The 11,773-nt window shown below is 64.8% G+C and carries 9 protein-coding genes; 2 read left to right on the forward strand and 7 right to left on the reverse strand.

Going from position 1 to position 11,773, the window contains the following annotated elements; genetic code table 11:
* Positions 1 to 63: 63 nt before the first annotated feature.
* The 7 genes from lon to A1351_RS17610 all read right to left on the reverse strand — a co-directional run bounded on the left by lon (position 64) and on the right by A1351_RS17610 (position 10,309).
* A complete protein-coding gene (gene lon, locus A1351_RS17580) occupies positions 64 to 2,490 on the reverse strand; it encodes an endopeptidase La (RefSeq protein ID WP_024880936.1) in 2,427 nt (808 codons plus the stop codon).
* A gap of 288 nt (positions 2,491 to 2,778) precedes the next feature.
* A complete protein-coding gene (gene clpX, locus A1351_RS17585) occupies positions 2,779 to 4,044 on the reverse strand; it encodes an ATP-dependent Clp protease ATP-binding subunit ClpX (RefSeq protein ID WP_018266556.1) in 1,266 nt (421 codons plus the stop codon).
* Between the two features lie 322 nt (positions 4,045 to 4,366).
* On the reverse strand, positions 4,367 to 5,587 hold the full coding sequence (locus A1351_RS17590) for a 6-phosphofructokinase (protein ID WP_024880937.1): 1,221 nt from the start codon (positions 5,585 to 5,587) through the stop codon (positions 4,367 to 4,369).
* 95 nt (positions 5,588 to 5,682) lie between these two features.
* Positions 5,683 to 8,505 (reverse strand): preprotein translocase subunit SecA, encoded by a 2,823-nt coding sequence (secA, locus tag A1351_RS17595; protein WP_026599332.1) that lies wholly within the window; start codon positions 8,503 to 8,505, stop codon positions 5,683 to 5,685.
* A 209-nt stretch (positions 8,506 to 8,714) separates the two neighbouring features.
* Entirely contained in the window at positions 8,715 to 9,014 is a 300-nt protein-coding gene (locus A1351_RS17600; protein WP_064033596.1) for a type II toxin-antitoxin system RelE/ParE family toxin, read from the reverse strand.
* Entirely contained in the window at positions 9,011 to 9,274 is a 264-nt protein-coding gene (locus A1351_RS17605) for a type II toxin-antitoxin system ParD family antitoxin (RefSeq protein WP_064033597.1), read from the reverse strand. Before A1351_RS17605 ends, A1351_RS17600 begins: the two co-directional genes overlap by 4 nt.
* A 57-nt stretch (positions 9,275 to 9,331) precedes the next feature.
* A complete protein-coding gene (locus tag A1351_RS17610; protein WP_064033598.1) occupies positions 9,332 to 10,309 on the reverse strand; it encodes a hypothetical protein in 978 nt (325 codons plus the stop codon).
* Here A1351_RS17610 and A1351_RS17615 point away from each other — a divergent pair.
* A complete protein-coding gene (locus A1351_RS17615) occupies positions 10,308 to 10,784 on the forward strand; it encodes a GNAT family N-acetyltransferase (RefSeq protein ID WP_064033599.1) in 477 nt (158 codons plus the stop codon). The genes A1351_RS17610 and A1351_RS17615 overlap by 2 nt on opposite strands.
* Positions 10,781 to 11,773 (forward strand): zinc-dependent alcohol dehydrogenase family protein, encoded by a 993-nt coding sequence (locus A1351_RS17620; RefSeq protein ID WP_024880943.1) that lies wholly within the window; start codon positions 10,781 to 10,783, stop codon positions 11,771 to 11,773. The genes A1351_RS17615 and A1351_RS17620 overlap by 4 nt, the downstream gene beginning before the upstream one ends.

Here is an 11,773-nt window from a genome sequence, read left to right on the forward strand (position 1 = left end):
GCCGAGCCCGAGGGCGGCGGCCCCTCCCCCGCGGCAGAGCCGCAGGCAGAGGGGCCGAAGCCTTCAGTGGGCGCGCACGCCGGCCGCGTCGTCCTCGACGACCGCCTTGGCGATCTGAGCCGTGGGCTCCTCCCAGACGATCGGCGTCGGCTGACGCACGAGCGCATGGGCGAGCACCTCGTCCATTCGAGACACCGGCACGACCTCGAGGCCATTCTTCACCGAGTCCGGAATATCGGCCAAATCCTTGGCGTTCTCTTCCGGGATCAGCACCTTCTTGAGGCCGCCGCGCAGCGCCGCGAGCAGCTTCTCCTTCAGGCCGCCGATCGGCAGCACGCGGCCGCGCAGCGTGATCTCGCCGGTCATGGCGATGTCGCGGCGCACCGGAATGCCGGTGAGGATCGACACGATCGTCGTCGCCATCGCCGTGCCGGCCGAGGGGCCATCCTTGGGCGTCGCGCCTTCCGGCACATGCACATGGATGTCGCGGCGGTCGAACAAAGGCGGCTCGATGCCGAAATCGACAGCGCGGGAGCGCACATAAGAGGCGGCCGCGGAGATCGACTCCTTCATCACCTCCTGCAGATTGCCGGTCACGGTCATCTTGCCCTTGCCGGGCATCATCACGCCTTCGATCGTCAGCAGCTCGCCGCCGACGCCGGTGACGGCGAGGCCGGTGACGACGCCCACCTGATCCTCGAGCTCCGCCTCGCCGTAGCGATATTTGTGGACGCCGAGATAGTCGGTGATGTTGTCATTGGTGACGTGGACCTTCTTGCCCTTTTCCTTGGACAGCAGGATTTCCTTCACCGCCTTGCGGGCGAGATTGGAGAGTTCGCGCTCGAGATTACGCACGCCGGCTTCCCGCGTGTAGCGGCGCACCAGCGTCAGCAGCGCTTCGTCGTCGATCGACCATTCGTCGGCGGCGAGGCCATGCTTCTTGACCGCGTTCGGAATGAGATGCTTGCGCGCGATCTCGGCCTTCTCGTCCTCCGTGTAGCCGGCGATACGGATGAGCTCCATGCGGTCCATCAAGGGCGCAGGGATGTTCAGCGTGTTCGACGTCGTCACGAACATGACATTGGACAGGTCGTAATCGACCTCGAGATAGTGATCCGCGAAAGTGGCGTTCTGCTCCGGATCGAGCACCTCGAGCAGAGCGGACGACGGATCGCCGCGGAAATCCATGCCCATCTTGTCGATCTCGTCGAGCAGGAAGAGCGGGTTGGACGTCTTCGCCTTGCGCATCGACTGGATGATCTTGCCGGGCATGGAGCCGATATAGGTGCGGCGATGGCCGCGGATCTCCGCCTCATCGCGCACGCCGCCGAGCGACATACGCACGAACTCGCGGCCCGTGGCCTTGGCGATCGACTTGCCGAGCGAGGTCTTGCCGACGCCGGGCGGGCCGACGAGGCACAGGATCGGGCCGGTCAGCTTATTGGCGCGGCTCTGCACGGCGAGATATTCGAGAATGCGCTCCTTGACCTTCTCCAGGCCGAAGTGATCGGAGTCGAGAACGCCCTGCGCAGCCTCGAGATCGCGCTTGATCTTGGACTTCTTGCCCCAGGGCAGCGCCAGCACCCAATCGAGATAATTGCGCACCACCGTCGCTTCCGCGGACATGGGCGACATCTGACGCAGCTTCTTGAACTCGGCGACAGCCTTGTCGCGCGCCTCCTTGGAGAGCTTGGTGTTCTTGATGCGCTCCTCGAGCTCGGCGAGATCGTCCTTGCCGTCCTCGTCGCCCAGCTCCTTCTGGATCGCCTTCATCTGCTCGTTGAGATAGTACTCGCGCTGCGTCTTCTCCATCTGGCGCTTGACGCGCGTGCGGATGCGCTTCTCCACCTGCAGCACGGAGATCTCGCTCTCCATCAGCGCGAGGCATTTCTCGAGACGCTTGGCGACGGCGATCGTCTCCAGCACGTCCTGCTTCTCGGCGATCTTCACCGAGAGATGCGAGGCGACCGTGTCGGCGAGCTTGGAGAAATCGTCGATCTGCGTGACCGCAGCGGCGATCTCCGGCGAGACCTTCTTGTTGAGCTTCACATAAGAGTCGAACTCGGCGATGACGGAGCGGCCGAGCGCCTCCACCTCGACGGGCTGATCGATCTCGTCGCCGAGCGCCTCGGCGTCGGCCTCGTGATATTCATCGACGCGCGTGTAGTTGCGCACCTTGGCGCGGCCGACGCCTTCCACCAGCACTTTGACAGTGCCGTCGGGCAGCTTCAGCAGCTGAAGCACGGAAGCGAGCGTGCCGATGGAATAGATCGCGTCGGGAGCCGGATCGTCGTCGCCCGCATTCTTCTGCGTCGCGAGCAGAATGAGCCGCTCGGATTTCGTCACCTCTTCCAGCGCGCGGATCGACTTGTCGCGCGCGACGAAGAGCGGAACGATCATATGCGGAAAGACCACTATGTCGCGCAGCGGCAGAACCGGATAACTGTCGATTGCGCCGGGAACGATGGAATTGCGCTTTTCGTTCGTCATATCTTTTTTCCTGTTCCGTTTCGCTCCCCGCAGGGGAAGCGGGGCGAGGCGACGCTCTGACGCAAAGGGACGCTTCTGACGTTAAAGGGACGCTTGCAAGTTCCAGGCCCGACGCTCCGGCGGAAATCCGCCTTCCGAGAGACCCGCTCACGCACGAACGGCGTCGAAGGCGACTACGCAACAAATGGGCCTAGCGGCAGAACGATTCAAGATACTGGAAAAGCAGACGTATCTGGCAGAAAGGGCGGGGGCTGCGAAAGAAGTCGCGCTCCCCCGCCCAAAAAAGCGTCAGGCGCTCGCGCCGCCGCTCTTCTCGTTGCGCTCTGCATAAATGTAGAGCGGACGCGCCTTGCCCTCGACCACCTCGGGGCCGATGACGACCTGCTCGACGCCCTCGAGGCCCGGCAGCTCGAACATGGTGTCGAGCAGAATGCCTTCCATGATGGAGCGAAGGCCGCGCGCGCCAGTGTGACGCTCGATCGCCTTGCGGGCGACGGAAGACAGCGCCTCGTCCTGGAAGGTGAGCTCGGTGCTCTCCATCTCGAACAGCCGTTGATACTGCTTGACCAGCGCATTCTTCGGCTCGGTGAGGATGCGCTTCAGCGCCTCCTCGTCGAGATCCTCGAGCGTCGCGATCACCGGCAGACGGCCGACGAATTCCGGAATCAATCCGAACTTCAGCAGATCCTCCGGCTGCACATGGCGGAAGATGTCGCCCGTGCGGCGCTCGTCCGGCGCCTGCACATTGGCGCCGAAGCCGATGGAGGTGCCCCGACCGCGCGAGGAGATGATCTTCTCGAGGCCGGCGAAGGCGCCGCCGCAGATGAAGAGGATGTTGGTCGTGTCGACCTGCAGAAACTCCTGCTGCGGATGCTTGCGCCCGCCCTGCGGCGGCACGGAGGCGATGGTGCCTTCCATGATCTTCAGCAGCGCCTGCTGCACGCCCTCGCCCGACACATCGCGCGTGATCGACGGGTTGTCGGATTTGCGCGAGATCTTGTCGATCTCGTCGACATAGACGATGCCGCGCTGCGCGCGCTCGACATTATAGTCGGAGGCCTGCAGCAGCTTGAGGATGATGTTCTCGACATCCTCGCCGACATAGCCCGCTTCGGTGAGCGTCGTTGCGTCGGCCATGGTGAAGGGCACATCGAGGATGCGCGCCAGCGTCTGCGCCAGCATCGTCTTGCCGACGCCCGTCGGGCCGATGAGCAGAATGTTGGATTTCGCCAGCTCGACGTCGCCATGCTTGGCGGCATGGTTGAGGCGCTTGTAGTGATTATGCACGGCGACAGACAGCACGCGCTTGGCCTGCGCCTGGCCGATCACATAATCGTCGAGGACCTTGCAGATTTCACGCGGCGTCGGAATGCCGTCGCGCTGCTTGACGATGGACTTGTTCTCCTCGCGGATGATGTCCATGCAGAGCTCGACGCATTCGTCGCAGATGAAAACCGTCGGACCGGCGATGAGCTTGCGCACCTCATGCTGGCTCTTGCCACAAAATGAGCAGTAGAGCGTGTTCTTCGAATCGCTGCTGCCGACCTTGCTCATGTCTCGTCTCCTGACCGATCGGCCCGCTGTGGCGAATCGAACCAACCTCACTCGATATCAGCGAGGGCCTAACAAAAGGTGCAAACAGGCTTCGCCCGCCGCTCTCCCCCGTCCCCCAGCCTCCGGCGTCTACCGCGGATGCCAGTCTATAAGTCCCGGCCCGCAATGCAACCACGACGCCCGCATATAAATCAAGCAAGAATCGCGCCTTGGGAAGAGGGCCTGCGCCTTTTCTCGGCGTCTCCCCCTTCTAAATAGTAAATTCCCTGGAAATCAAGCTCTTGACCCAGGGCGTCGCCGAATGTGCGACAGTCTCGAGACGTTACGTTCTCAGTTTTTTGGCGACAGGATTCAAGCGGAGCCTATACGCGTCCGGCATTCCCGAGCCGAGCAGAGGACGCAGATAAAGCCGGAAGGCGTCAGTGACATCCGTGCCATCCGCTGTCAGAAATTCGGCCGGCATCACCTTGGTCTTGCCGGCGACCTCCACGAGCGGCGTGAGCCGATAATCCACAGAGTAGAATCCCGTGCGGTGAATCGTCACGGAGCCGTCGCGATCGCCCCATAGCGCGAACTGCACCGCCTTCTCGCCGACCTCGCGCGCCTCGCGCTGATCCACATCGGAGACGCAGCCGACGAAGCTGCGCTGCACATAGCCGAAAGTGTCGGCGCGCACGCGCTTCAAGCCGAGCTTCGTCTTGACGAGCTCGGTCAGCATATCGGCGAGAGCGCCGCCGCCCAGATGCACATTGCCATGCGCGTCCTTCTCCACCTGCTCGGCGAGCTTGACCGCGATCGGCGTATGGTTCTCGTCGGAGATTCCCTCCGAGACGGCCACGACGCAGCGCCCATATTTGTCCATCGTCGCTTTGACGTCGGCGAGAAAACGCTCGGTGTCGAAGGCGCGCTCGGGCACATAGATGAGATGCGGTCCGTCGTCCGGGAATTTCTTGCCGAGCGCGGAGGCGGCGGTCAGAAAGCCGGCATGGCGGCCCATGACCACGGCGATATAGACGCCGGGCAGCGCCCAATTGTCGAGATTGGCGCCGGCGAAGGCCTGTGCGACCCAGCGCGCCGCGGAGGGAAAGCCCGGCGTATGATCGTTGATCATCAGATCATTGTCGATCGTCTTCGGAATATGCACGACGCGCAGCGGATAATCGGCCTTGATGGCTTCCTCGGAAACGATGCGCACCGTGTCGGAGCTGTCGTTTCCGCCAATATAGAAGAAGCAGCCGATCTCATGCGCGCGCAGCACCTCGAAGATCTCGTGGCAATATTTGAGATCGGGCTTGTCGCGCGTCGAGCCCAGCGCCGAGGAAGGCGTGCAGGCGACCATCTCGAGATTATGCGTCGTCTCTTGCGTCAGATCGACGAAATCCTCATTCACGATGCCGCGCACGCCGTGATAGGCGCCATAGACGCGATCCACCGCGCGGAACTTGCGCGACTCCAGCACGGCGCCGACGAGAGACTGATTGATGACGGCGGTCGGTCCGCCGCCTTGCGCGATGAGGACCTTGGAGAAATCGATCTTCGACACGAGGAATGCTCCGAGAGAGTAGTCAGTCGTGAGTGACGAGCAGCGGCGAGCGAGCGTGAGTTACGCCGCTCACCACCCGCTGCTCATTGCGTTTCTCACACCAATGCGCCGTGGCAGTGCTTGAACTTCTTGCCCGAGCCGCAGGGGCAGGGCTCGTTGCGGCCGACCTTGCCCCAGGTCGCGGGGTTCGCGGGATCGCGCGCGGCCTCGGCCTCCGCCACGCCGCCGCTCGTCGCCTGCGACGAAAAATCGGCGGCGGCAAGGCGGGCGTTGAGCTCGGCGAGCGCGCTCTCTCCGCCGCCGGCCGCGTTCGGGTCAGGATGCACATATTCCATCGGCGGCAATTCGGCCGGGGCCGGCGGCGCCTCGAATGAAACCTCGACGCGCATCAGCTGCGAGACGACGGTCTCGTCCCAATGCGTCATCAGGCTGCGGAACAGCTCGAGCGCCTCGGACTTATATTCGTTGAGCGGATCGCGCTGCGCCAGGCCGCGCCAGCCGATCACCTGACGGAGATGATCGAGCACGACGAGATGATCGCGCCACAGATGATCGAGCGCCTGCAGCACCACCTGCTTCTCGATCATGCGCGAGAGCTGCTCGGTGTTGCGCTCGACGCGCTCGGCATAGGACCGGTTCGCCGCGGTGAGCAGGCGCTCCTTGATCTCCTCGTCGGCGATGCCTTCTTCCTTCGCCCAATCCTCGATCGGCAGATCGAGATTGAGCTGCGCGCGCGCCGCCTCGGCGAGCCCTTCGACGTCCCAGGCCTCGGCATAGGCATTCGGCGGAATGTGCTTCGTGACGAGCTCGGCGACGACATCCTCGCGCATCTCGTTCACCGTCTCCTCGACGCTCTCCTCCGCCATGATCTCGCGCCGGCGCTCGAAGATCACCTTGCGCTGGTCGTTCATGACATTGTCGAACTTGAGGATGTTCTTGCGAATGTCGAAGTTGCGCGCCTCGACCTTGTGCTGCGCCTTCTCCAACGCCTTGTTGATCCAGGGATGGACGATCGCCTCGCCCTCCTGCAGGCCGAGCTTCACCAGCATCGACTCCATGCGCTCGGAGCCGAAGATGCGCATGAGATCGTCTTGCAGCGACAGGAAGAATTTCGAGCGGCCGGGATCGCCCTGACGGCCCGAGCGGCCGCGCAGCTGATTGTCGATGCGGCGGCTCTCGTGGCGCTCCGTGCCGATGATGTAGAGGCCGCCGGCGGCCAGCGCCTTCTCCTTGAAATCGGAGACCTCGGCGCGAATTTCCGTCTCCTTCGCCTCGAGCGCGGCGCCCTCGAGCCCGGCGCATTCCTGCGAGACGCGCATCTCTATGTTGCCGCCGAGCTGAATGTCGGTGCCGCGGCCGGCCATGTTGGTGGCGATGGTGATCGCGCCCGGCACGCCGGCCTCGGCGACGATATAGGCCTCCTGCTCGTGGAAGCGCGCGTTGAGCACGGCGAATTGCCGCGACGGCTGGCCGCTGCGCGCCGCCTCATAGAGCTTGGCGAGCGCCTTGGTCGGCTCGGAGAAGTCGATCTGCTTATAGCCCTTGGAGAGCAGGAATTCGGCGAGCTGCTCGGACTTCTCGATCGACGTCGTGCCGACGAGCAGCGGCTGCATCTTGGCGTTCGCCTCCTCGATCTCGTGCGCGATGGCGTCGAGCTTCTCGCGGCCGGTGCGATAGACCTCGTCGTCCTCGTCGATGCGCTGCACCGGGCGATTGGTCGGAATCTCGATGACGTCGAGCTTGTAGATCTCGGCGAACTCGTCGGCCTCCGTCGAGGCCGTGCCGGTCATGCCGGCGAGCTTCTCATAGAGGCGGAAATAATTCTGGAAGGTGATGGAGGCGAGGGTGACGTTCTCCGGCTGGACGGCCTGACGCTCCTTGGCCTCGAGCGCCTGATGCAGCCCTTCCGAATAGCGCCGGCCCGGCATCATGCGGCCGGTGAACTCGTCGATGATGACGACCTCGCCCTTGCGGACGATGTAATCCTTGTCGCGCTGAAACAGCTTGTGCGCGCGCAAGCCTTGATTGACATGGTGAACGAGCGTGACGTTCTGCGCCTCGTAGAGCGCGCCGTCGGCGAGCACGCCGGCCTCGGCCAGCAGCTCCTCCATATGCTCATTGCCGGCCTCCGTCAGATTGACGGTGCGCTGCTTCTCGTCGAGCTCGTAATCTTCCTTGTCGAGCTTGGGGATCAGCTTGTCGATGGCGTTGTAGAGATCGGATTTGTCGTCCGAATGGCCAGAGATGATGAGCGGCGTGCGCGCCTCGTCGATGAGGATCGAATCCACCTCGTCGACGATGGCGTAGACATGCGGGCGCTGCACCATTTGCGCCAGCTCATATTTCATATTGTCGCGCAGATAGTCGAAGCCGAACTCGTTATTGGTGCCGTAGGTGATGTCGCTGGCGTAGGCTTCGGCGCGGTCCTCGTCGGAAATATCATGGACGATGACGCCGACGCTGAGGCCGAGGAAGCGATAGACCCGGCCCATCCATTCGGCGTCGCGGCGGGCGAGATAGTCGTTGACGGTGACGACATGGACGCCGCGGCTGGGCAGCGCGTTGAGATAAACCGCGAGCGTCGCCACCAGCGTCTTGCCCTCGCCGGTGCGCATCTCGGCGATGGCGCCCTCGTGCAGGACCATGCCGCCGATCAGCTGGACGTCGAAATGCCTCTGGCCGAGCACGCGCTTGGCCGCCTCGCGGACGGTGGCGAAGGCCGGAACGAGCAAATCGTCGAGTCGCGCGCCGTTCGCGAGCCGTTCGCGGAACTCTTCGGTGCGCCCACGCAGCGCCTCATCGGACAAAGCCGCGAGCTCGGGCTCCAAAGCGTTGATCGCCTTGACCTTCGGCTGATAGGTCTTGAGCCGGCGGTCGTTGGCCGAGCCGAAAATCTTCTTGGCGAGAGCGCCGAGCATGCGCAAACCTTTCTAGATGAGCCTCCGGCGATGAGCCGGCGGAGGCCGCCTTTTCGCACATGTTCCTTTCGATTTGCCAATTTCTTTTCGAAAGGTCGGCGGGCGCGGCCGCGCGCTCGCGCTCACGGTTGCGGCGCGACGACGGGCGAGAGATAAGAGGCGGCCGAACCCTTGTCAATGTAAGGGGAAGCTTACCCGAGAGGGCGAGATCAGCGCTTTGGAACCAGCAGCGGCTCATAGTCCCTGGCGCCCCAGAGGACATGCAGGACAACCACCGCCTCGTCCAAGACTTGATAGAAAATCAAATAATTGCCGCGGACCAGTCGGCGAATGCCGCTCGCTTCTCGACCTGCGAGCAGAGGATAGGCCAGAGGCGTCGCCGGCAATGCGCGGCAGCGCGCTTCGAGCTCTTCGACGAAGGTGAACGCCCGCGCAGGGCTGTCATGCGCGATAAAATCGCCGATCTGGAGAAGATCGGCGCGCGCCTCGGCCGAGAAGACGAGCTTCATTCCTGGCGAGGACCCGCTCGGCCGCCATAGCGCGAGCGAAGCTCGGCGAACACCTCGTCGGCGGGACGCGTGCGACCGGCTCGAGCGTCGGCGAGGCCGCGCTGCAACGCGGCGTCCAGCTTCGCCATTCGGTCTTCGCGCTCTTGAAGCAGCCGGACTCCTTCGCGGATCACCTCGCTCTTGGAGTGATAGCGGCCGCTCGACACCAGAAGGTCGATCGCGCTCTCCAGGTCCCGCTCGAGCGTAAGGTTGCTTGTCATCGCATGTTCTCCTTGCCGATGATTATGACAAAGCGCGAGACGCTTTGCAAAACGCGCTCACTCCGGCGCCTCCTCGATCCGCCGGAACGGCTGCGGCAGCCGGCCCTGCTCCAACAGTCTCGAGAACAGCCGCAGCCCCGCCGGCTCATTGCCATTGGGATGCACCAGCACGATCGAGCCGTCCCGCGGCGGCGGCGACAGCACCAGCCAAGCGTCCGCGCCGAGCGCGATCAGATGACGGCGGCGCAGCTCCTCCATCAGCCGCGCGTCGGCGACGAGGCCGGGGAAGCGGAAAAACGCCGAGGGCGTCGCGCCGCGCTCGATCAGCAGCCGCTCCACCCGGAAAATCTCGGCGTCGAGATCGACGCCCGGCCGCAGCAGATAATTCTGCCCATCCGCGAGGCGGGGAACATAAGGGTGGCTGTAGGAATGGCCGACCCAGTCGATCCGCAGCGTTCCGCTCGCCGCCTCATCCATCAGCCAGTCGAAATCCGCCCCATGGCGCTCGATCCAGAGCCCCGACACGGAGAGCGCGACCGGCGCGCCGGGGGCGAGCTCGGCCAATCGGCGCAGAAAGTCGCGGTCGAGCGGTCGCTGGCTCGGGCAGAGATCGCCGGTCAGAAAAGAGCCCGCCCCCGCCCCATGGCCGAGCCCCGCGCTGATCGATAGGCTGCGGCCGGCGGCGGCGAGGCGCGGCTCGTCTGGATCGCCCGGCCGCGGCCGCAAGGCGCGCAAAAAGCGCGTGTCCTTCTGCTCCGCCTCTGTCGTCTCCCGGCAGCGCCAGACGCTCTCCGCCTCGAGGCGCGTCTCCAGCGTCGCCGGATCGACCGTCAGAGCGACCGCCTCACCGTCGAGCCGCATGCGGCGAATGGCGAGGCGCTTCTCGTCCGCCGGCCCATGGCATTCGAGAAAGACAGGCCGATAATCCGCGAGACGGCGCGCCGTCTCCCGCCCGCGAGCGGACGGGACGATTGCGAGAAGAACGGCGAGCGCCCAGAATAAAGCCGCAGCGCTCCTTTGCGGGAGATGGTCCATGATCGAAAAAGCTCCTCCCGATAAACCGCTTGCCCAAACCACACCCGCCGCGGAGACGCTCGCCGTCGTCTTCCACGATCTCGCCCGCGAGAGCCCGGCCGTCGCGGCGGCGCTCGGCGGCGAGATCGCCGCGAGCTTCCGCCCCCGCGACGAGGCGCCCTTCTCCATCATCGCCCATGACGAGAAGGGCGCGCTGATCGGCGGGCTCAACGGCGTCTCGCACTGGCGCTGGCTCTATATAAGGCACTTATGGGTCGCGCCGGAGCGTCGCGGCATAGGTCTCGGGACCGCCCTGCTGCGCCGCGCGGAGGCGGAAGCCCGTGCGCGCGCCTGCCTCGGCCTCTATATCGACAGTTTCGATCCGCGCGCGGCGGCGCTCTATGAGCGCTTCGGCTTCACCCGCTTCGGCGAGATCGCCGATTTTCCGCCCGGCCATAGCCGCATGTTCTTCTCCAAGAGGATCGCCGGCGCATGACGGAAACAACCGCCATGGTCCTGCGGCGGCCGGGAACGCCGCTGGAAGCCGAGCGCCGCCCCCTGCCCCGCCCCGGCCCCGGCGAATTGCTGCTCGAGGTCGAGGCCTGCGGCGTCTGCCGCACCGATCTCCATGTCGTCGACGGCGAGCTCGAGCATCCGAAACTGCCGATCGTTCCTGGCCATGAGATCGTCGGCCGCGTGGCGGCGATCGGCGCCGGCGTCACGGGCTTCGCTGTTGGAGAGCGAGTCGGCGTCCCCTGGCTCGGCCGCACTTGCGGCTGCTGCCCCTATTGCTCCAGCGGCCGCGAGAATCTCTGCGACGATCCGCTCTTCACCGGCTACACGCGCGACGGCGGCTACGCCACGCATACGGTCGCCGACGCTTCCTATTGCTTCCCGATGCCGTCCGATGGCGATGCGGCGGCTCTGGCGCCGCTGCTCTGCGCCGGGCTCATCGGCTGGCGCTCGCTGAAGATGACCGGCGACGCGCGCGATATCGGCATTTACGGCTTCGGCGCCGCGGCGCATATCGTCGCGCAAGTCGCGATCGCGCAGGGGCGGCGCATCTTCGCCTTCGTGCGCCCCGGCGATGTGGCGGCGCGCGATTTCGCGCTCTCGCTCGGCGCCGTCTGGGCCGGCGGCTCCGACGACACGCCGCCGGAAAAGCTCGACGCCGCGATCATCTTCGCGCCCGTCGGCGCGCTGGTTCCGCGCGCGCTCGCAGCGGTGCGCAAAGGCGGAATCGTCGTCTGCGGCGGCATTCACATGAGCGACATTCCCGCTTTTCCCTATTCGCTGCTGTGGGAGGAGCGCCGGCTGGTCTCCGTCGCCAATCTCACGCGCGAGGACGCGCGCGAATTTCTGGCGCTCGCGCCGCAGATTGGAATCGACACGCATGTCGTGCGCTATCCGCTGACTGCGGCCAATGAAGCGCTCGCGGATTTGCGCGAGGGGCGTCTGCAAGGCGCGGCGGTGCTGATTCCGTGA

Source organism: Methylosinus sp. R-45379 (assembly GCF_001644125.1).
Lineage (GTDB): Bacteria > Pseudomonadota > Alphaproteobacteria > Rhizobiales > Beijerinckiaceae > Methylosinus.